Annotated in this window: 17 protein-coding genes, 1 pseudogene and 1 riboswitch; of the genes and pseudogenes, 5 read left to right on the top strand and 13 right to left on the bottom strand. The window is 35.2% G+C overall.

The features are described from left to right. The first annotated feature begins 7 nt into the window (after positions 1–7). Positions 8–820 (top strand): 4-(cytidine 5'-diphospho)-2-C-methyl-D-erythritol kinase, encoded by an 813-nt coding sequence (ispE, locus tag ORI89_RS04835; RefSeq protein WP_268229313.1) that lies wholly within the window; start codon positions 8–10, stop codon positions 818–820. 59 nt (positions 821–879) lie between these two features. Here the strand turns inward: ispE and ORI89_RS04830 are convergent, their stop codons facing one another. From ORI89_RS04830 to ORI89_RS04820, 3 genes are all read right to left on the bottom strand, one after another. Beyond that, a complete protein-coding gene (locus ORI89_RS04830; protein ID WP_268229312.1) occupies positions 880–2,061 on the bottom strand; it encodes a homoserine dehydrogenase in 1,182 nt (393 codons plus the stop codon). 170 nt (positions 2,062–2,231) lie between these two features. After that, positions 2,232–3,542 (bottom strand): O-acetylhomoserine aminocarboxypropyltransferase/cysteine synthase family protein, encoded by a 1,311-nt coding sequence (locus ORI89_RS04825; protein WP_268229311.1) that lies wholly within the window; start codon positions 3,540–3,542, stop codon positions 2,232–2,234. Positions 3,543–3,792: 250 nt separating this feature from the next. After that, positions 3,793–3,905: riboswitch (SAM riboswitch) on the bottom strand. A 116-nt stretch (positions 3,906–4,021) separates the two neighbouring features. Next, complete coding sequence (locus tag ORI89_RS04820; protein WP_268229310.1) at positions 4,022–4,789, bottom strand: AraC family transcriptional regulator; 768 nt, start codon at positions 4,787–4,789, stop codon at positions 4,022–4,024. An 80-nt stretch (positions 4,790–4,869) separates the two neighbouring features. Between ORI89_RS04820 and ORI89_RS04815 the strand changes: the two genes are divergently transcribed. Next, entirely contained in the window at positions 4,870–6,078 is a 1,209-nt protein-coding gene (locus ORI89_RS04815) for a CynX/NimT family MFS transporter (protein ID WP_268229309.1), read from the top strand. Positions 6,079–6,163: 85 nt separating this feature from the next. Here ORI89_RS04815 and trxA read toward each other — a convergent pair whose 3' ends face one another. The 10 genes from trxA to ORI89_RS04765 form a co-directional block, all read right to left on the bottom strand. Further along, positions 6,164–6,457 carry a thioredoxin gene (gene trxA / locus ORI89_RS04810; RefSeq protein WP_268229308.1) on the bottom strand — a complete coding sequence of 98 codons (294 nt, stop codon included), beginning with the start codon at positions 6,455–6,457 and terminating at the stop codon, positions 6,164–6,166. A 131-nt stretch (positions 6,458–6,588) separates the two neighbouring features. Beyond that, positions 6,589–6,825: a hypothetical protein gene (locus tag ORI89_RS04805; RefSeq protein ID WP_268229307.1), complete on the bottom strand. Its 237-nt coding sequence runs from the start codon at positions 6,823–6,825 to the stop codon at positions 6,589–6,591. Positions 6,826–6,971: 146 nt separating this feature from the next. Further along, positions 6,972–7,583, bottom strand: coding sequence for a class I SAM-dependent methyltransferase (locus ORI89_RS04800; RefSeq protein WP_268229306.1), 612 nt, complete (start codon positions 7,581–7,583; stop codon positions 6,972–6,974). After that, the gene (locus ORI89_RS04795) at positions 7,584–7,907 is read right to left on the bottom strand and encodes a rhodanese-like domain-containing protein (protein ID WP_268229305.1); all 324 of its coding nucleotides are present in this window, start codon (positions 7,905–7,907) and stop codon (positions 7,584–7,586) included. It abuts the gene before it with no gap. Between the two features lie 35 nt (positions 7,908–7,942). Beyond that, entirely contained in the window at positions 7,943–9,331 is a 1,389-nt protein-coding gene (locus tag ORI89_RS04790; RefSeq protein WP_268229304.1) for an MBL fold metallo-hydrolase, read from the bottom strand. A gap of 125 nt (positions 9,332–9,456) precedes the next feature. Beyond that, positions 9,457–10,251 (bottom strand): sulfite exporter TauE/SafE family protein, encoded by a 795-nt coding sequence (locus ORI89_RS04785; RefSeq protein ID WP_268229303.1) that lies wholly within the window; start codon positions 10,249–10,251, stop codon positions 9,457–9,459. 113 nt (positions 10,252–10,364) lie between these two features. Next, on the bottom strand, positions 10,365–11,543 hold the full coding sequence (locus ORI89_RS04780; RefSeq protein WP_268229302.1) for a class I SAM-dependent methyltransferase: 1,179 nt from the start codon (positions 11,541–11,543) through the stop codon (positions 10,365–10,367). A 54-nt stretch (positions 11,544–11,597) separates the two neighbouring features. Then, complete coding sequence (locus tag ORI89_RS04775) at positions 11,598–12,869, bottom strand: aspartate kinase (protein ID WP_268229301.1); 1,272 nt, start codon at positions 12,867–12,869, stop codon at positions 11,598–11,600. A gap of 21 nt (positions 12,870–12,890) precedes the next feature. Continuing rightward, positions 12,891–13,715, bottom strand: coding sequence for a DUF3298 and DUF4163 domain-containing protein (locus ORI89_RS04770; RefSeq protein ID WP_268229300.1), 825 nt, complete (start codon positions 13,713–13,715; stop codon positions 12,891–12,893). 89 nt (positions 13,716–13,804) lie between these two features. Beyond that, positions 13,805–14,515, bottom strand: coding sequence for a YggS family pyridoxal phosphate-dependent enzyme (locus tag ORI89_RS04765; protein WP_268229299.1), 711 nt, complete (start codon positions 14,513–14,515; stop codon positions 13,805–13,807). 45 nt (positions 14,516–14,560) lie between these two features. Here ORI89_RS04765 and ORI89_RS04760 point away from each other — a divergent pair, with 45 nt between their 5' ends. The 3 genes and pseudogenes from ORI89_RS04760 to ORI89_RS04750 all read left to right on the top strand — a co-directional run bounded on the left by ORI89_RS04760 (position 14,561) and on the right by ORI89_RS04750 (position 21,154). Beyond that, on the top strand, positions 14,561–15,268 hold the full coding sequence (locus ORI89_RS04760; RefSeq protein WP_326494301.1) for a DUF4296 domain-containing protein: 708 nt from the start codon (positions 14,561–14,563) through the stop codon (positions 15,266–15,268). Between the two features lie 40 nt (positions 15,269–15,308). Next, the gene (locus ORI89_RS04755; protein ID WP_268229825.1) at positions 15,309–17,684 is read left to right on the top strand and encodes an endonuclease MutS2; all 2,376 of its coding nucleotides are present in this window, start codon (positions 15,309–15,311) and stop codon (positions 17,682–17,684) included. A 338-nt stretch (positions 17,685–18,022) separates the two neighbouring features. Continuing rightward, positions 18,023–21,154, top strand: a pseudogene (locus ORI89_RS04750) (TonB-dependent receptor). The last annotated feature ends 72 nt before the right edge of the window (positions 21,155–21,226 follow it).

Raw genomic sequence — 21,226 nt, 5'->3', positions numbered from 1 at the left:
TTGCACTATGATTTTTTACGCACCTGCAAAACTTAATATAGGTCTTCATGTCATTGGAAGGAGAGAGGACGGATACCATAATATTGAGACAATATTTCAGCCTTTCAACCTCTACGATATAATAGAGATTACTGATAGTGCAGATGAAGAAACCAGTTTAAAAATAACGGGTATTAATTTGCCTATTACAAGTGATAATCTGTGTTTAAAAGCTTTTGATCTTTTAAATAATAAATTTAACCTCCCTCCGGTACATATTCATTTGCATAAACAAATTCCGTTTGGAGCAGGTTTGGGAGGCGGTTCGTCAGATGCCTCCGCTATATTAAAAGGTTTGAATACAAAATTTAAATTAGGGTTATCGATTGATGAACTGATTGTTTATGCTGCCAAATTAGGATCAGATTGCCCTTTCTTCTTATACGATAACGCGATGTATGCAGAGGGAATCGGCGTCGAATTAAGTCCAGTAAATTTAGATTTATCTGATAAGCTTATTTTTATGATTAAGCCAAACCTATTTATTTCGACAGTGGAAGCTTATCAAGGAGTAAGAATACATAAACCAGTGGCTGACTTGCGGGATATTATTCGTTTACCGATACAGGAGTGGAAGTATAATTTGTATAATGACTTTGAAGAAAGCTTGTTTATAAAGTATCCGATTATACGTGATATAAAATTAGCACTTTATGAAAAAGGAGCATTGTATGCTTCAATGACTGGATCGGGTTCGGCAGTATATGGAATATTTGATACGTCCATTGATCTACAAGATTTAAGTCATTTAGGAACTATCTATCGCCCAGTAGAACTTTAAAGAATAAAAAGCCGAATACAATGTGAATTGCATTCGGCACATATAATTACGGCTTTAGCTTAGGATATGACTGCTAAGAAATTGCCGTTTTGGTTGATTAGTTCTTTGTGAGTAATTATCTGGTTAAGGTTTATTTCACCGATAATATATTTGAAATCTTCTCCGTAAAATCTTTCCGAAATATTATCAAAATGTAATTTATCAATTATATCATCTGATTTATAACGTAAATATACTTTTAATTTATAATCCGTTGTATATTTTATTTGGTCGGCGTCAATATGTTTTTTGTATTCATATTTGTATCCATAACGCAAGGCTGTTATATCTGATAATACGGCAGAGCCTGTTGGATGACCACCCGCACCTTTGCCATAGAAAAATTGTTGATCAGCGAAGGCTGCCTGAACTAATACGCCGTTGTTTTCATTTTCTACATTTGCTAAAATATGATCTTTAGCAATAAATTTAGGTAACACGTAGAGAACAACATTCTTATTGTCGATCTCTTTTGCTTGTGGAACAAGTTTTATTCGATATCCCTTCTCTTTTGCAAAGCGAATATCTTGTTCTCCTAACTTATCAATCCCTAGGTTTAATATATGATCAGGATTGACATATATACCATAAGCATGAGAAGCTACAATGGCTAATTTAAACTTAGGATCATACCCTCCAACATCAAGAGTTGGGTCGGTTTCTGCAAAGCCTAATTCTTGTGCTTTACGTAAAGCGTCATCATAACTCTGATTTTCATTAAATATTTTGGAAAGTATATAGTTAGATGACCCATTAAAAATACCACTTACAGCATGTAAAAGCTCATTATCATAATATTCTTCTAGATTTCTGATAATAGGTATACTACCGCAAACAGCACCTTCATATAGCAGAGATGTACCGTGCTGCTGTTGTAATTGTACCAGCTCCTCAAGATGAGTCGCTATCATCTTTTTATTGGCAGATACAACGTTTTTACCTGATTCTAAAGCTTGTTTAGTAATAGCAAATGCGGCATCTGCATCATCTATTAATTCTAAAATAGTGTTTATTTCCGGATCATTTAAAACACTTTGTGCATCTGTAGTAAATAGATCTGCCGGTAAACTTCTTTCTTTAGCGGCATTTTTGATAACAAACTTTTTTATGGTTAAGTTTAAGTCTTTTGTTTTTATGATATCATATAATCCTTGGCCTACCACACCAAAGCCAAACATTCCTATGACCAATTTTTTACCCATTGTATAATATTAACTTTAAGCAATTTGTGTTCTAATAATTTTACTCTTTACAGCTTTTAATTTGTGAAATTAAAGATAAAAGATACTTTAAAATCAAACCATTAACCCAAACATAGAGATTAATGGCTTGATTTCAATCTATAGTATATATTACTACAGTTTTTTAATTACTAACCTTTGATTTTGTCAAAAGCTTGTTGTAAATCGGCTTTAATATCATCGATATGCTCTATACCTACCGATAGGCGTAAAGATCCAACATTAACACCAGCTGCTTTTTGGGCTTCGGGTGAAAGTTGTTGGTGGGTTGTTGCCGCAGGGTGAATGATTAGAGTTTTAGCATCTCCTACGTTAGCTAAATGACTAATTAACTCTAAAGAGTCGATAAAGTCATTGGCTTTGTTTCCATCTCCTTTTATTGTGAAAGATAATACTGCACCATAACCATTCTTTAAATATTTTTGTGCGTTTTGGTGGTATGGGTGGCTTTTCAAGCCTGGGTAGCTTACTGATTCAACTTGAGGGTGCGCTTCAAGCCACTGTGCTATCTCTAAGGTGTTATCAACATGTCTTTGTACACGTAATGATAAAGTTTCTAATCCTTGCACTAATAAGAAAGAGTTAAAAGGGGAAAGGGCAGGACCGAAATCGCGTAAACCTTCGACACGTGCGCGGATAGCAAATTGAATATTCCCAAATGGACCTTCTGGACCGAATACTTCTGAGAAAACTAATCCGTGATACCCTTCGGAAGGCTCTGAGAATTGTTTGAATTTACCATTGCCCCAATTGTAATTTCCACCATCAACGATTACACCACCAATACTGGTACCATGGCCACCGATCCATTTTGTAGCCGATTCAACGACTACATGTGCACCGTGCTCTAATGGTTTGAATAGGTAACCCCCTGCTCCGAAAGTATTGTCTACGATAATCGGTAAATCATATTTTTTTGCTACTAAGGTTATTTTTTCGAAATCCGGAATGTTATAACTTGGATTTCCTATAGTTTCTAAGAAGATAGCTTTTGTATTGTCATCAATTAATTTCTCGATATTATCAGCATCACTATCAGCAGCGAAACGTACTTCGATACCCAAGCGTTTAAAGGCAACTTTAAACTGGTTGTAAGTTCCTCCATAAAGATTTGCCCCAGCTACAAAATTATCACCAGCTTCCAGTATATTGTTTAGTGCAATAAATTGCGCCGCCTGACCCGAAGAAACAGCTACAGCTGCAACGCCACCTTCTAAAGCAGCGATGCGTTTCTCGAAAACATCAGTTGTCGGATTCATAATCCGTGTGTATATGTTACCAAACTGTTTTAGTGCAAAAAGGTTGGCGCCATGTTCAGCGTTTTCAAATACATAAGATGATGTTTGGTATATAGGAAGAGCTCTGGAGCCCGTAGTTGGATCGACTACTTGACCTGCGTGTACTTGCAGTGTTTCAAATTGTAAATTTTTGTTCTGTGACATATTGTTTTTTTGTTATTGTTATAAATAATAATGGAGTGGTATACGCTATAATACCTGTGGTATGATGTTAGTCGTTCATGGTTGGAGAATATTAAAACACTTAAAGTATAGCAACTAAAAGCGTTTGCCAATTATCACGAACGACTATCGCATTCGTTCAATAATGAACTTACAACATAGTATTTGTGTAAGCTTGTTGTAAAATAGCGACTTTTCTTGTTTGTTCTTTCTTGTGTTCATTGTCTGTAGTTATTTATATGCTCCAAAACGATATTATTTTGGACAGGAATTGGCACCTTTTCAAACGTTTTGAAGGTTGCCAGCGGGTCATAGAGCCAGTCTCTCACCACTTCTTTATAAATCAAGACCTACACTATGGAAGGTTATGATTAGTGCTTTGCTATGCAATGCGCAACAAATATAGAAATATTATGTAATGTAAGCAAAGATTAACTTTGTTTTTTTAAGATAAACAATTATTACAAAGTGTTTTTTCTAAATAGTTGCGGGCTATAATGCATTATCTGAAGAAAACTATTACTAAAGGCTTGTGCACTCTGATAGCCAACTAAATCACTTATTTGTTGAATAGAGAAATTGGAACTCGATAAGAATTCTAAACTTTTTATGATTCGTAGGATCTGTATATATTTTGAAACTGTAATTCCAAGATCTTTTTTAAAGAGCCTCTCCATTGTTCGTTGCGACATGGAGTGTTCATCAGCAATTATATTGTACGGTATTTTTCTATCGTAGTTTTTTTGTAAATAATTTGTTAAAGCCATTATTTTTGGGTCTTTAGCAGCAGGTAGCGACAGTTTTATTGCATTGTTCCAGAAATGAGGCAGTTCATATAAAATCGCTTTTAGAAAATAATATTCTTCTCGAGTTTCATGCATCGACATACTCCATTTCTCTGCATAAAATAACATTTCACTTAATACTGTAGGGGAGGAAAAGACGCGTACTTGATTATAAAAACTCTCTCTATCATCCTTAAGCTTGAAAAACAGAGTCATAATTTTTATTGTTTTTGAACTTGTAATAGTTTTATGAGTTAAGTTAGGAGGAACCCAAATAACATGATTTTTGGGCACTAAATAAACATTATCATGAACATGTATGTTCTGAAAGCCTTCTAAAACATAAACTAGTTGTGCACGTTCATGCTGATGAAAATCCTTTTCATGGACCCAGTTTTCTTCGTAGAGTACAAAATAAGGTTTAGACTGCTTATCGACTTGCATTGTACTATCGCTTTTTTAGATGTCGTTTAACATGTGATTATTGGCGAATATAACTAATATATGTCATGTATCTTTGGCATATGGATAGTAATTTAAATAATAATAAGCAGAAGGCCTCTACTGATGTGCTGTTTTTGATAGCGGTGGTTGCCGTTGTCTTTGCTGCTACTAACTTACGGTCTCCACTTACGGCTGTAGGCCCTGTTGTTTCTGATATAGTAACTTATTTTCAACTTAGTAATGTAGAAGCTGGGTTGTTGACAGCAGTACCTTTGTTTATGTTTGCTGCTTTATCAGGCTTTGTTGGAGCTTTATCTACCAAACATCCTATTGAACGTTTAATGGTATTATCTGTTATTTTGTTGTTAATCGGTTTGTATTTACGTGTTGCAGGAACATTAACGACTCTTTACCTAGGAACAGCTATGGTAGGATTAGGGATTTGTGTAGGAAATGTTGTGATGCCAGGTTTTGTAAAAAAGCAGTTCCCAGAGCATGTAGGTGTTATGACAGGTGTTTATTCAGTAGCCATGAATTTGACTGCTGCTTTGGCGGCAGGATTAAGTGTGCAGATAGGTGATTTGTTAGGTATGGGATGGAAAGGGTCATTGGGCGTGTGGATTATCCCCGCACTATTAACATTGCTTATATGGCTTCTTTTATTGCTAAATGTGAGAAGAAATAGCGAGACAAGTAAAAAACATACTGTTAGAGAAAAGAATAATTTATATAAAATTAGTTTAGCCTGGAATATTAGTCTTTTTATGGGACTACAGTCAGTTGTCTACTATTGCTTAGTCGCTTGGCTACCAGTGGTTCTACAGAGCTACGGTATGCAGGCTGAAGATGCGGGTTGGATGCTGTCATATATGCAGTTTGCTATGATTCCTATATCGTTTGTAGGACCTATTATTGCGAGTAGAATGGTGGATCAGAGACCAATGATGGTAGTCGCAGGCATAAGTTTTATAACAGCTATTTTATTATTACTATTTTTTGGAATGGATTATGCTTTTGCTGCTTGTATGTTTTTTGGAGTAGCTAATGGTTTGTCATTTGGTATGGTGATGTTATTCTTTTCTATCCGTACAACTAGCTCAAATTTAGCTATGCGTTTATCAGGAATGGCACAGTCTGTGGGTTATTTATTAGCAGGTTTTGGTCCGCTTTTATTTGGAGCATTATTTGACGTGAGCCAAGATTGGGTATACTCTTTTATATTTCTGTTGGTAATCGCAGTTCTTTTATTTTACAATGGAATGCGGGCATCAGCACCAAGAAAAATTTAGAACACTAAAATAATAGATAGATGCAAAAGAAATTCGCTAAAGCGAAATTTATCCCAGAGAACCCGAATATCCTCTGGGATAAAAGTTATATATTTTCTTTAATAAGTCTTTCCAGTTCATTCGCTTGAAAAACTCCTGATTGACGCCATTTGATTTCACCATTTTTAAAAATAATCAATGTAGGAACCCCTCGTATAGCAAATTGAGAGGCCACTTGTGGATTTTTGTCCACATCTATTTTTATGATTGAAGCACTATCACCAACTCTTTCTTTTAATTCGTCAAGTACTGGAGCTTGAATTTTACAGGGACCGCACCACTCTGCAAAAAAATCAACCAGTACAGGTTTATCTTGATTTATTATTTCATTAAATGTCATCGTTAAAAGTCTTTATTTTATATTTAATTACTAATTTCTCCATTGTTAAGCTTTGAATATAAAGAAATCCAAGCTACATTTCTAGTGTATATTAATTATATGTTTTAGAAAATAAGTTGAAAAATAGTGCATTATTTTACTTCTTCATAAGTAACTTCTTCTGCTTTAAATTTTCTATTTTTTTTGTTCGGCACACTACAGGCACCTATAGAGCACATACTAGCATTGAATAGAGGTAAAAGTGTAAACAATGCACCGAGACCTACAATTGTCCACTGCCCCGCACTAAAACCTTGTCCAATCACAATAATTCCAATGATTAAGCGTAATATCCGCATTAAATCCCAGTTTTTTAAGTAATTTTTCATATGTGTATTATTTATTTTTATGGCATTCATGATGCTTCGTAGTTATGATTTCTTATTCTTTGTTAAACGAGAGAATTTCATAGCTATATATTGAGTTGTACTCAATAACTTTTGTTTTCGTAGTGAAAAAGTGATAACAAATCTAATCACTTTTTTCTTGCAAAAACACGCACCACATTCGCTTTTCCATTATGTAATTCTCCCTCAGCTAAATAACACTCCGCTTCTAAAGCCTCTATAAAATCAAAATCTTCAAAGTCTGTTTTTAAATCGTCGATATCAAATAACATATGATGATCTTTTGGTCCACCAGCTGTATGGTTTTTTGCTTGATTGTCTACATGTGATTGAGCAAAACCTTCGAGTAGTAGAAGACCATCTTTCTTTAGATAACCAGCTACTTTTCTATGATAACGTCGCCTTTTTTCTGCAGGAAAATGTGCATAAATAAATGCAATCAGGTCGAAGCTCTCAGTTTCGTAGTCTATACTTTCTATGGAGTTAACAGTATAAGTTATATTGACGTTCTTTCTTTTTGCTAGTTGCAATGCTTTCTCTTTCGCTTGTGAACTTTGATCAAACGCAGAAACCTTCCATCCGAGTTCGGCAGCATATACGGCATTTCTACCTTCGCCTTCTGCTACAAATAAAGCATTGCCAGTGTTAACTGTGTCCAACTTCTCGGTCAAATAGATGTTGGGGTCTTCGCCGTATATGTAGATAGTGCTGCTATATCGATTATCCCAAAACTCTTTCATTTATTCGTCGTTATCCAGAGCTTTTTGCACTTTTTCCCACCCACCTGCATTATGTACATTTTTAATACCATGGCGTTCTAAAATGTTTTTAGCTTGTTCACTTCTATTTCCACTTTTGCAAAATAGCACAATAGTATCTTTACCTTTAAACTTGGCTAAGTTTTGCTCGATCTTGTTTAAGGGAATACAGGTAGAACCTACTACGTTTCCCTCATCAAATTCAGCTGTTGTACGAACATCTACTAAATAAGCTTTTAATAGTTCTTCTTTAGATAATGTGTTTTGATCTTTTTTAATAAACATCTTTTTTAATGCTTTTAACATGAAAAATCATTTTATTGTTTAACCAACAGTGTTATTTATACTGTCGGATTATTTAGTGCTTTCCACTCTTTCATTCCACCAGAATAATTTTTTACATTTTTAAAACCATTCTTTTTTAAGATCGAGTATGCTATTGCTGAGCGGTCTCCAGCTTGACAATGTATTACTATTAGGTTTTCCTTATCGAATTGATCTAAATTGTTTTGTAGTGTTCCTACAAATATATTATCAGCTCCTTCTATGTGGGCCGTTTCATATTCTGTGGAACCACGGACATCAACAATTTGAGTATCTTCCTTATCAAGAAAAGTTTTAAACTCGGTCACATTAATTACGTCCGCTTTATCTAAGGTGATACCTAATTCATGAACATCAGAGATGTAGCCATATATATTATCCATACCGATACGCATTAATTTGCGGGTTAAATCTTCCATGTCAGCATCGTCTGCAACTAAAATAAACTGCTCTTCATAATTGAGTTGCCAACCCATCCAGGTTGAAAAAGAATTGTTATTTTGGATATTTAAACTACCTGGTATATAACCTTGAGCAAAAGCGACCTTATCTCTTGTATCAATAACTTTTAGACCATGAGCCTGCGCACTGTTAAAGTCTTCGGTTGAAAGTCTTACATGTTTAGGTACTTCAACTAATAGGGGACGGTTCACCTTATTTAAATGCTTCATCATAGCAAAGTAACGTGGAGGCTCTGGCTGTCCTTCTAATAGATAGTTAATAAAACCTTGCTCGTTATTTTCGTATTGGAATGCCCAATTGCGTATCTTTTCGTAGCCTACTGTAGAGCTTGGTACTGCACCTAAAGATTTTCCACAAGCAGATCCCGCACCATGTCCCGGCCATACCTGTATATATTCGGGTAGTTGGGAGAACCGTTTTATAGAATCATACATCTGTTGTGCACCTTTTTCTTGGGTGCCTACTATACCTGCTGCTTTTTCGAGCAAATCCGGACGACCTATATCGCCAACAAAAACAAAGTCTCCCGTAAAGACCATAACAGGCTCATTACTTGCAGGATGATCGGTAAGTAAAAAGCTAATACTCTCTGGTGTGTGACCTGGTGTATGCAATACTTCTAAGCTTATGTTACCTACTTTTATGATATCTCCATGTTTTAAGCCCTCATGGGGAAATTCATATTGCCAATCCTCACCGCCTTCATCTGAAAGATAGATACTTGCACCAGTAGCGGCAGCTAATTCTCTAGATCCACATAGAAAATCTGCATGGATGTGTGTTTCTGTAATATGTGTAATCGTTAGATTGTTTTCCTTAGCAATTTTCAAGTATACATCAATATCACGCTGTGCATCAATTACTATTGCCTCTCCTTTGGCTTGACAGCCGAGCATATAACTAGCCTGTGCTAAACTTTTATCATATATGTGTTGAAAAAACATAATATTATATTTTATAAGGTGTTACTATTTATTTCTATTTATCCAAAAATCAACATTTTATTCTTATCAGACGGTTACATAAGTTACATAAAGAAATTTTTGTTTACCCTTTAATAACCTTCCGTCTACAACCATAGTTCTTTTACTATGATATATATCCCCATAAAAAGAACAAACCATCCGAAAGCAGGTTTTAGTTTATTTCCATTAATTTTCCTAGATAGTAAGGTGCCAATTAAAATACCTAATATAGCTAAACTAGTAATGCTTAATAATAGTGACCAATCTATAGCTGAACTTGTAGTTTCTCCTAGAAACCCAATGAGTGATTTCGCTGATATGATAGCAAGAGAGGTACCTATTGCTTCTTTCATAGGTAATTTACTAAGTATTACTAGAGCAGGGATAATTAAGAAACCTCCACCAGCACCCACTAAACCTGTAAGTATACCAACTATGGTACCCTCCAGCAAAATTAAAGGATAATTAAACTGCTGTTTTTCTCTTGTAATTTCTGATTCGCTAGGGGCTTTTTTAATCATGCTGTATGATGCAAATATCATTAACAGAGCAAAGACTAACATGAGCAGAATATTCTTGGTAACAATGAAATTATTGATCTCAAAAACCACTTCGGGAATAGCAGGGACAATATATGCTCGAGTAAAATAAACAGATAGTAGGGACGGAATACCAAAAACGATAGCTGTTTTTATATTAACTAGTCCTTTTTTGAAATACGAAAATGAACCAACAACACTTGTAGCGCCAACAATGAAAAGAGAATAGGCAGTTGCTAATACGGGATTTATCGAAAACAAGTAGACCAATACTGGTACTGTAAGAATACTCCCGCCGCCACCTATTAAACCAAGTGCTATACCAATAAGAATAGATGCTATATATCCTAAAATTTCCATATACCTGTTGAATGTTTCAACAAAAGTGTCATAAAACTTGCTTATTAACGGCAACTTTTGTTACACACCGTATTCTGTACAGATTGAAATGGGGTATTGGAAAATAAGTTAATCTATATACGTTCGGCGACGATAACTATATATTGGTCATTATGTTGTTTTGTAAAAAACAGATAGGTATCCCCACCATCTGTTAGTTTATATTTTTTCTTTACTTCATCGACTTTTAAAGGAAAATTCTTAATGATGACGTTAGCTTGCTTTATTTTATTTTGCTTCTTAAAGGAAGAAAGAGGAATGGTTTTTAAAATAGTGAACCTACGTCCTGGAAAATCTTTACAAAGTTGTACACTGGTATATAAATGGGTGCTGATGTGTAGTTTAGCTAGGTTATAACGAGTAGCGATAGATTTAAATGCACCAGCTTTAGTCAAAGCGACATCAGGGTCGTATAGAAAGTTTTGAGGTACTTCATAAGTAGGTTTTGCCTCTTTCTCTTCTTTGTAATTGAAGGTAAAGATTTTGTTTTCGTTTGCAGCGAGTTGGACTGCGTGTATTTGCGGATAATGAACATAATCCTTACGTTGTATAAATAATAACTCTTTGCAATCATTATTTAAGCTAATGGTATAGACATCACTAACGTAGGGCAAATCTAGTAACGCAGCATGTATATCAAGGAGAGGAGCTAGCTTTGTCATGACCACTTTTGATTTGGAAAAAAAGAGCTCTTGAAGTTTTAGGATATCAGGCTCGCAGTCGGCAAGTCGGAAAACTTTCTTTTGCTGAACACGTCGCGACGGATCAAGATAGATAACATCAAATATAGGCGCACTTTTATTTAAGTAACTTATTCCATCTCCTGCCATACAAGTTATATTATTCTGTCCCAATTGTTTCATATTGTAAGAAACAATTGAGGATAATTTGGCATCTAGCTCGCAATGTATTAAGTTTTTTGCGTTATTTGCTAAAAAAAAACTATCAACGCCAAAACCGCCTGTTAGGTCGATTATCTGTGCATTTTTCTGAATAAGAGAAGCTTTAAATAAAGCTGTTTCTTGTGAAGAGCATTGTTCGAGATTTAGCTTGTTTGGAAAGTAAATTCCTTTCTTTAATGACCATAGCGGTATTTTTCTTTTTGTACGTTGCAAAGCGTCGATTTGGGTAGCTAACTCGCTTGAGGAAACATGGCCAAAAGGACTTTTCTGTAAAGCAATAGCAGCAGGAGAAATGTCTTGGTGCTCCCAAATATATTCTTGAACACGATTGTTTAGAATCGCTGTATTCATGTTGTAGTCCCTTCTGATTAGCCCCGTAGTTTTATTAATCGGGATACTGCTTGTTTATTCAGCTATTTTGTTTTTCACCAATAGCTGGCAAGTGTAACTGTCTTTAAGCTCTCTGATTATTTCTTTTTGTACTAACACACGGTCAATAGTCTCCTGGTTGAAATAGCGAATCGTTATCAACTCTAAGCCTTTCTCCATACTTACTTTATAGCGCTTATTTAGTTCTTCTAAAAGATCCTCTACATTCTTGCCCGTGTCATCAATACTTACCGAAAAGCTGATAGCTGTGTTGTGCATCATATTAACTTTAATACGATGGCTATGGAAAGTGTTGAATATATGGCTTAGATTGTCTTCTACAATAAATGAGAAATCACGTGGCTGAATATTCACTAATACTTGGTTTACTTTAAATATGAAAGAAGGGACCGGCAAACCTTGATTTGTAGTTCTTATCAAAGTGCCTGTAGCTTCCGGATTTAGAAAAGAGCGTACATTTAAAGTTATCTTCTTATTTTGAAGAGGCTTGATTGTTTTAGGGTGTATGACTGTTGCGCCATAATATGTCAATTCAATAGCGTCCGTATAAGATAGTTCAGGAATTAATTCTGTTGGGTCAAACCATTTTGGGTCGGCATTTAATACGCCAGGTACATCTTTCCAAATTATGATATCCTGCACATTTAAGCAGGAAGCAAATATTGCCGCCGAATAATCGGAACCCTCACGACCTAGGGTGGTTGTGAAATTTTCTGATGTAGAACCTATAAAACCCTGCGTAATAGCTATTTCGTTATCCAGAATTGAAGGTAAATCTTTGTTTATTTTGTCTTCAGTTTTATCCCAATCTACTACTGCTTCTCGGTAGTTATTATCTGTGAAAATATAATCTCGCGCATCGATCCAGCGTATTTTTATGCCTAAAGACGCTGTGTATGCTGCTAACATTTTAGAGGATACAATTTCACCGATTGATACAATTTGATCGTATAGATAGTCATAAGAGTCTTGGGGCTCTTCTTCTAAAATCCAATCAATTTCAACAAAACTATTGGCCACATCATCAAACACAGGCGATGTCTTGTCAGGGAACAGTTCCTCTAATACGTGTTGATGCTCTTCTTTAATTTTAGCAAGCAGCGCGTGGTAGTCACCTTTCTGATCGAAGTAACTTTCTGTTACTTCCTCTAATCTGTTTGTAGTTTTCCCAGTGGCAGAAACTACAACTAGTAATTTTTCTTGCTGGTATTTCGCGATAATTGATGCGACATTCCTAATACTATCAGCATCTTTAACGGATGCTCCTCCAAATTTAAATACTTGCATTTATTATTATATTCAAATGTGTCATCTTATATCTACAACACTGTTCCGTAAACGATTTCCGGTTTCCGTTAAAAATCCGTCCAAATCTTCATAGGGTATTAATAAGGTCGTAGGGCCGTCGGCATAAGCCTTTATTTCGTATACGTTATAATGAAAAATAAGTCCTTCTTTATTGAATCCGAAGTTATCTGCTAATATAAATTCTCCTTTAGAGAAAAAATAGTTTCCTCCGTAGGTACTAGTATCAGTTAAATTCTCATGTTTACGAAAATGGCGTTCTACTAATTTTCTAAATTCTACGCTATCCTGTATAATATCTTCCAGTTTAAGTTTTTTACTTTGTTCTAAATCGTAATTATACCAAAGTTCCACTTCCATACCATGAGCACCTCCTGTATATTCACTGATATTATTCACTAATGTAAGAAAATACCCGTTATTTAATTCTATTCTACAATCTTGTTTTAAGAACCACGCTCCATAGTACCCTGTAGGATTGTTTATTACATCTTCTGCAAACTCATTAAAAGCAGAAATGAAATTATCAGAAACTTCATAGATGTTCTTTTCGCCATTTATAAATATAGCTTCTTTTACCATCTCATTTATAGAATCAGTAAACACAGGAAAAGTACCTTCGAAATAAGTGGAATCTATTCCTTCTTCAGTTTTAGAGAAATAAGGACTAAAATCTTTGAAATATTTTACTTGATAATGCAGACTATCTCGTTTAGCCAAAATCTCCTCATACCCTAAATTTTGCTTAGTTCCTTTTTCTTCTGTATTACATGATAGCCATAAAATAGGCGTTGTCAGTAAAATTGTGCACGCTAAGCGCAAATTCATATAATCATTATTGTTTTTATAAAACGAATTGGTTTTTATCCGTTTTTATTTTAATATTTTAACAGAGGTAAGTATTGCACCTCTTACATTTAATCTTCTGCTTTATCGCTACTGTTCAACTTATAGTGCTTCACTATTCTTTTTCCGAAAATAGTACTTCCCAATCGCACCAGGTTGCTTCCGTTTGCAATTGCTAGCTGATAATCGGATGACATCCCCATAGATAAGGTGTCAAAGCTATCCTCTTTTCTAAAAAAGCTTGTTTTTATTCCATCGAATAGCATTTTCAACTCATAGAATTCTTCTTTTATTACTTTTTCATTGTCCGTGTTCGTCGCAATCCCCATTAATCCACGGACTCGAACATTCTCTAATGTTGAAAATTCTTCATCCCTTAAGAGTTCAATTAATTCGGCATGATCTAGTCCGAACTTGTTATCTTCATCTGCAATATGCACTTGTAATAAACAATCAATTACACGATCATGTCTTAGTGCATGCTTGTTTATCTCTTTTAATATTTTTATTGAATCGACGGATTCAATCATTGCAACGAAGGGAGCTATATATTTTACCTTATTGGTTTGTAAATGACCAATTTGATGCCACTCAATATCTTTTGGCAAACTTTCTGCCTTTGCAACCATTTCCTGCACCATATTTTCACCAAATATGCGTTGACCTGCTTCATAGGCCAACATTATATCTTCATTAGATTTTGTTTTTGAAACCGCTACTAATGTGACACCGATAGGTTTTAATTCGGCTTGTAGCGTTTCTATATTTGTAGCAATACTCATCTTAAGTAAATTCAAAGTTCAAGGACTTAAAAAGCGGTTATTCAGATGCCTTTTTGTAATTTTGTACAAACTTACAAAATGCAACGCTTATTACTGTTTTTATTGTCGTCGTTTTTTTTTACTATTTCTTGCAATAGGTCTGCAGAAAGAGGCTATTTAAGTAAAAATGAAATGGCAAACCTTTTGACGGAGGTACACTTGATAGATGGATACATGAATTCTTTACCTGTGGACAGTACTCGGAAAATAATTGAGAGCATGTATGAACAGGTTTTTGTTAAATATCAGATTGATTCGACAGAATTTAAACGAAATTTAACCCACTATCTGCAAAATCCGGTTGTTGCGAAAGAAATTTATAGTTTAGTGAATAGCAATCTTACTGGATATGATAGAGAGTTTCAAATTTCGGACTCGCTCGAGTTTGCTCGAGTTAATGACAGTATGCGTATAGCCCAACATTACATCGCATTAAAAGAGGAAAGCGAGGCACTGATACTAAAAGTTAAACAAGATAGTATTCCATATGATTATAAAATAAACACAGAGCTTTTATTAAAGAGAATTGGGATGCCGATATTAAAAGTTTACGGTGTTAATGTACCTCTTGTTGAGGTAGAAAATGAGGACGAAGAAGAGTTGAATGAAGATAGGGTGGGAACAAATGAAGAGGATTTATCGGATAGTGTAAAACTACGAAAAGAGATTAATCCAATTGGACAGAAAAAGTTAGAGCCAATCAAACCCGAATGAAGCCTAATGTTTTGAAGGTTTCTAGAATTGAATTATGAAAATGATATTTCCAGAGAATGCTGCCGATAAACTCGGCTATAGTGATATAAAAAAACTTATTCAAGAAAAGTGTTTGAGTGAGTCAGGGAGGGAGCTTGTAGGACGTATACAACCTCAGGTTAAGATTGAACAGATAGATAGATTTTTACGTCAGACAAAAGAGTTCAAAGACTTACTGGAGCATGACGCTCCTTTGCCTGTCGATCACTTATATCCAATAAAGCCTCTAGCGGAAAAGGCAAAAGTAGAAGGTTCATTTTTAACAGAAGAGGAATTCCATAGGGTTTTATTATCATTACGTACTGTTTACGCTGTAATTCGATATTTTAAAGATAGAGAAACACAGTATCAAAACTTAGAGCTTTTATTTGAACACTTGCCAGTTGAACCTCGTATTGTAAGACAGATTGAACAAGTTATCGACGAGCGGGGGCATATGAAGGATAATGCTTCACGGTTGTTGTTAGATCTTAGTCAGCAAATTCTTAAGAGTGAACAGGAAGCTAGAAAACGAATTGACCAAGTTTTTAAACAGGCTCAAAATAACGGTTGGACTGCTGATGGTAATTTAACAATACGTGATGGCCGCCTATGTATTCCGATATTAGCGGAGAATAAACGAAAACTAAAAGGTTTTATTCATGATGAATCTGCTACAGGTCAAACAGCTTACATTGAGCCTGAAGAAATATTTCACCTAAACAATAAGGTTAGAGATTTATCCTTTGAGCGACGAAGAGAAGTTATACGTATACTTACACAGTTAACTACAGAACTTCGCCCACATATCGACTTATTACTAGCTTATCATAGGTTGATGAGTAAGGTTGATTTTGTGCGTGCAAAAGCTTTGTTTGCGATTGAATTAGAGGCTGAAATGCCTATACTTTCAAAGGATGCAGAAATTAACCTCGTTGATGCCCGACATCCCCTTTTGCTTTTAAATGAAAAAAAGGATAAACAAGGACCTGTTGTTCCTTTGCACATAAAGATAGATCATATTGATCGTATTATTTTAGTTTCGGGTCCGAATGCTGGAGGGAAATCTGTATGTATGAAGACGGTTGGTTTATTGCAGCTCATGGTGCAATCGGGGATATTGATTCCAGCAGATGAGACTTCAGTAATGGGGGTGTTTAAGCAAATCTTCGCAGATATAGGAGATGATCAATCTATAGAAAGTGATTTAAGTACTTATAGTGCTCATCTTTCAAAGATGAAGCATTTTACAATCTTTGCAAATGCGAGGACGCTTATATTGATAGATGAATTTGGTACCGGTACGGATCCGCAATTTGGTGGGCCTATAGCTGAAGCTGTATTGGAAGCTTTACATAAAAAGTCTGTTCGGGGTGTTATTACTACGCATTATTCTAATTTGAAGCTTTATGCGAGTAATACAGAAGGTTTAGAGAATGCTTCTATGCTTTTTGATAATGCCGCGATGAAACCATTGTATATCTTGCAGGTAGGTAAGCCAGGAAGTTCTTATGCTTTTGAAATTGCGCAAAAAATAGGTTTGAGCAAGGATATTTTAGAGTCTGCGAAAGAAAAAATCGGTACCCAGCAAAAGAAAGTGGATACTTTGTTGGTTGACCTAGAGCGTGATAAGAAGATGGTCTATGATACGAAACAGGCTATCGGAAAAAGAGAGAAAGAGTTAGTCAGTTTAAAAGAAGAGTACGAAGAGTTACAAACTTACTTGGAAGATAATAAACGGCTGATTATTAAGGAAGCTAAGGATCAAGCTAAGCAAATTCTAAAAGATGCAAATAGATTAGTCGAAAATACTATCGCGGATATTAAATCAGCTCAAGCTGATCGTGATAGAACTAAAGAGATTCGGAAAAACTTAAATCAAGCAATAGATAAGCATACAACCAAGCCTAAGGAGAAAGAAGTCACTAAAATTATTGATATTGATGATAGTATTGAAGTAGGGGATTGGGTTAAGATTATTGACGCAGGCACAGAAGCACAAGTCTTAGAGGTGTCCAAAGGTAATAATCTAATTTTAGCTTTAGGTGAATTACGAACTGTTGTCAAGAAAAACAAGGTTGAAAAATTAAGAGGTAAGGAAAAGGCGAAGGTAGTAAAGCGCCATCGTTCACTTGCAACTGAATCTGTTGCTGATTTTCAACCAGAAGTAGATGTAAGAGGTATGCGTACAGAAGATGCTTTACGTCAAATAGAGACAGTTCTTGATCGAGCTGTTATGATTGGATATCCCAGTCTTAAAATCTTACATGGAAAAGGTGACGGTATTTTAAGAAAATTTGTTAGAGAATATCTAAGAAAATATAGTCATATCTCTCATTTTGAAGATGAACATGCGGATAGAGGGGGGGATGGTATTACCTATGCTTATATACAATAACGATAATGTCTACTTCAATTATTTATTATGCTTGCATTATAAAGGTTTGTTACAATTCTCGGATTTGACAGACAATAGGTCGGATAAATTATCAACAATTCACAATTGTTAAATTATGTTAATTTTACAACATAAGTCTGTGTTTGTTTAGTTAATTGAACTTTTAGGATTATTTCTTTGATTTTTTGTTAAGCATACCTTTAGTAAGTGAGGCTCTTGTATTCTTTAAGGTTTAAAACCTTATTAATTAAACATTAAGCTTTTGTTAAGTCGGTACAGATGTTAATCGTATTTCTACCTTTGTATTACATTCATCAATACAAAATTAGTTTTTGAATATGAAAAAATCTCTACTTTTCTTTGCTTTATTTCTAGTTAGTTACGGAACGATTCAAGCACAGGTTACCACAAGTAGTATGACAGGTGTGGTCACCCAATCTTCGGGATATGCTACCGTCGGAGCAACTATTAAAGCTGTTCACGTTCCATCGGGGACGACCTATTCTGGCTCTGCAAACGTCGCAGGACGTTTTAATCTTGCTAACATGCGAGTGGGTGGACCTTACCGGGTAGAAGTAACTTTTGTGGGGCGAGACCCAATAGTTTATGAAGGTCTTTACTTGCAGTTAGGACAACCTTTTGTAATTAATCCAGTATTTGATGATGGTACAACTTCTTTAGAAGCTGTTAGCGTTAGTGCAGGAACAAACGGTAGAGGTACTCGTACTGGTGCTTCGACCACTGTTTCTAAGAAACAGCTTGAAAACATGCCTACTTTAAGTCGTAGTCTGCAGGATTTTACCCGTTTAACACCGCAGGCAAATGGAAATTCTTTTGGGGGTACGAACAATCGTTATAATAATATTACTATTGATGGTGCCGTCAATAATGATGTTTTTGGTCTTGCAGGTTCAGGTACACCTGGTGGTCAGGCGGGAACACAGCCAATTTCATTGGATGCTATTCAAGAAATTCAAGTAGTTTTAGCACCTTATGATGTGACTCTAGGTAACTTTACAGGTGGGGGAGTGAATGCTGTTACACGATCGGGAACAAATACAGTGGAGGGGTCTGTGTATTTTTTTGGACGAAACCAAAACACAATCGGAAAAGATGTTCTTACTAGAAAAAAATCAGAAACATTTAAAGACAATCAGTTCGGTTTTCGTTTAGGTGGGCCAATTATTAAGGACAAATTATTCTTTTTTCTAAATGGTGAAATGGGAAGAAGAACTGCTCCTTTACTAAATGCGGCAGGTGAACCTGGTTCAGCTATATCATTAGCTACAGCTGATTTAATTGCAAAACACACTTTAGAAAACTATGGCTATGATGTTGGTTCATATGGACCAATGGACATGAAGACCGAAAACAATAAGATTTTTGCGAAGATAGACTATAATATTTCTGATAAACATCAATTGTCTGCTCGCTATAATTATATTGATGCATTTGACGATAATATTGGTCGTGGAGCTTCGTATTTGAGGTTTGGAAATAATGCTTATAAATTTTCTAATAAGCAACATGGTTTTGTTGCAGAATTGAGAAGTAATTTCGATAGTAGATTTTCTAATAATTTAATTATTGGTTATAGCTTAGTTAGAGATAGTCGTGATATATTAGGTGCTTTATTTCCGCAGGTGACAATTCGTAATATTGACAATATTTCTGGTAATACAGTCGATTTTGGTTCGCAACGCAGTTCAACTGCAAATATCTTAGATCAGGATGTGTTTGAGTTTACGAATAACTTTAAATGGAATGTCGGAAACCATACTTTTACTTTTGGTACCCATAATGAGTTTTTCAAATTTAGAAACTTATTTATAAATAATGCCAATGGTTATTGGCAATTTAATTCTGTTCAAGATTATATTGATAATAAACCTGCACAAGTTGAAGCAACTTATGCTTTGGAAGATAATGGAGTACTGCCTCAAGCGGAATTTAACGCCGCTCAATTAGGCTTCTATGCACAAGGGGAGTCACAGTTTAATTCAAACTTTAAATTGACTTACGGAATGAGGGTTGATGTGCCTGTATTTAATGATAAACCAAAACGCAATGAGAAAATTGAAAATTCTTTTCCTGGGTATCGAACAGATAGAGCGCCTAGTGGAAAACTTCTATTCTCTCCAAGGGTAGGCTTTAACTATGATATCCAAGGTGACCGCTCTGTTGTTTTAAGAGGTGGTGCTGGTATATTTACAGGACGCGTACCTTTTGTTTGGTTATCGAATCAATTTAGTAATAATGGTGTTGATTTTGGGAGTGTTTTCGCGACAGGAAACGGCATAAATAATGGTAATGGTTTTGATCCCAATATTGAGAATCAGAAAAATATGGGGGCAGGGTCAACCAGAGCAGAAGTAAACTTAGTTAGTGAAGATTTCAAGATCCCCCAAGTTGGCCGTTTTAATCTTGCTGGTGATTTTCAACTTCCATATGGTGTTTTGGCAACTGTAGAAGCTATTTATTCAAAGACAATAAATAATATCGTTTATTCAGATATCAATGTTTCTGGATCGACAGGCACTATAAAAGAGAGTTTATCTGGAGGCGCTGATTTAAGGCCGAACTATGCTGGACAGCGTGTAAATAGCAAAGACTTCACAAATGTGATCTTAATAGATAACACGAATAAAGGTTATACATACAGTATAACAGGTCAATTACAAAAGAACTTTAACAGTGGTTTTAATGCAATGGTAGCTTATACTTATGGGCAATCTCGTGCTGTTAACGATGGGTCTAGTAGTATAGCTCGTTCAAATTGGTAATTTGTTCAAATCGTTGATGATCCAAATAATCCTAGTTTGTCTAATTCTAATTTCGACCTGAGACACCGTCTTATTGGTAACCTAGGCTATACAATTAATTATGGAAAAGATAATATGTTTGGTACTTCTGTCAATTTATTCTATGCGGGAAGATCGGGTGGAGCATTTACATATTTATATAATGGAGATTTAAATGGTGATGGTGCAAATGGAAATGATTTGTTATATGTTCCAAACAGTGCTAGTGAAATTAAGCTACTTGATATAGTAAATAAGTCAGGTGAGGTTGTGTCTACTGCTGCTCAACAGTGGGAAGCGTTAAATGCCTATATAGAGCAAGATGACTATCTAAAAACAAGAAGAGGTCAGTATGCAGAGCGTAATGGTGCATTTATGCCATGGCAACATCAGTTTGACCTACGTATTGCGCAAGATATTGGAGGGATATTTAATGGTACTAAGAATAGGTTACAACTTACGTTTGATATATTTAACGTTGGGAATTTATTAAATAATAAATGGGGAAGAAACTATTCAGTGAGTAATAGTGCATATCAATTGATATCTTATAATAACAAAGATGAAGGCTTTACTTTTGCAGGACCAAAAGATAATAAAGCATATTCTGTATCGTCTCTAGCATCAAGATGGCAGGGGCAATTCGGTATTCGTTATATTTTCAATTAATAGATTTGTATAGATAATTTAAATAAAAAAGCCTTCGAAATTTTTCGAAGGCTTTTTTAATATGTAGCTACT

Origin of the sequence: Sphingobacterium sp. UT-1RO-CII-1, from assembly GCF_026711005.1 — a bacterium.
Classification (GTDB): Bacteria; Bacteroidota; Bacteroidia; order Sphingobacteriales; family Sphingobacteriaceae; genus Sphingobacterium.
The sequence above is the reverse complement of the archived record's forward strand: the minus strand, read 5'-3'. Positions and strand labels throughout refer to the sequence as shown.

What these genes read in the sequence shown, in the direction of transcription:
- ispE (WP_268229313.1), top strand. Translation starts at nt 8, where the DNA reads ATGATTTTTTACGCACCTGCAAAACTTAATATAGGTCTTCATGTCATT.
- ORI89_RS04830 (WP_268229312.1), bottom strand. Translation starts at nt 2,061, where the DNA reads ATGGGTAAAAAATTGGTCATAGGAATGTTTGGCTTTGGTGTGGTAGGC.
- ORI89_RS04825 (WP_268229311.1), bottom strand. Translation starts at nt 3,542, where the DNA reads ATGTCACAGAACAAAAATTTACAATTTGAAACACTGCAAGTACACGCA.
- ORI89_RS04820 (WP_268229310.1), bottom strand. Translation starts at nt 4,789, where the DNA reads ATGCAAGTCGATAAGCAGTCTAAACCTTATTTTGTACTCTACGAAGAA.
- ORI89_RS04815 (WP_268229309.1), top strand. Translation starts at nt 4,870, where the DNA reads ATGGATAGTAATTTAAATAATAATAAGCAGAAGGCCTCTACTGATGTG.
- trxA (WP_268229308.1), bottom strand. Translation starts at nt 6,457, where the DNA reads ATGACATTTAATGAAATAATAAATCAAGATAAACCTGTACTGGTTGAT.
- ORI89_RS04805 (WP_268229307.1), bottom strand. Translation starts at nt 6,825, where the DNA reads ATGAAAAATTACTTAAAAAACTGGGATTTAATGCGGATATTACGCTTA.
- ORI89_RS04800 (WP_268229306.1), bottom strand. Translation starts at nt 7,583, where the DNA reads ATGAAAGAGTTTTGGGATAATCGATATAGCAGCACTATCTACATATAC.
- ORI89_RS04795 (WP_268229305.1), bottom strand. Translation starts at nt 7,907, where the DNA reads ATGTTAAAAGCATTAAAAAAGATGTTTATTAAAAAAGATCAAAACACA.
- ORI89_RS04790 (WP_268229304.1), bottom strand. Translation starts at nt 9,331, where the DNA reads ATGTTTTTTCAACACATATATGATAAAAGTTTAGCACAGGCTAGTTAT.
- ORI89_RS04785 (WP_268229303.1), bottom strand. Translation starts at nt 10,251, where the DNA reads ATGGAAATTTTAGGATATATAGCATCTATTCTTATTGGTATAGCACTT.
- ORI89_RS04780 (WP_268229302.1), bottom strand. Translation starts at nt 11,543, where the DNA reads ATGAATACAGCGATTCTAAACAATCGTGTTCAAGAATATATTTGGGAG.
- ORI89_RS04775 (WP_268229301.1), bottom strand. Translation starts at nt 12,869, where the DNA reads ATGCAAGTATTTAAATTTGGAGGAGCATCCGTTAAAGATGCTGATAGT.
- ORI89_RS04770 (WP_268229300.1), bottom strand. Translation starts at nt 13,715, where the DNA reads ATGAATTTGCGCTTAGCGTGCACAATTTTACTGACAACGCCTATTTTA.
- ORI89_RS04765 (WP_268229299.1), bottom strand. Translation starts at nt 14,515, where the DNA reads ATGAGTATTGCTACAAATATAGAAACGCTACAAGCCGAATTAAAACCT.
- ORI89_RS04760 (WP_326494301.1), top strand. Translation starts at nt 14,561, where the DNA reads ATGCCTTTTTGTAATTTTGTACAAACTTACAAAATGCAACGCTTATTA.
- ORI89_RS04755 (WP_268229825.1), top strand. Translation starts at nt 15,309, where the DNA reads ATGATATTTCCAGAGAATGCTGCCGATAAACTCGGCTATAGTGATATA.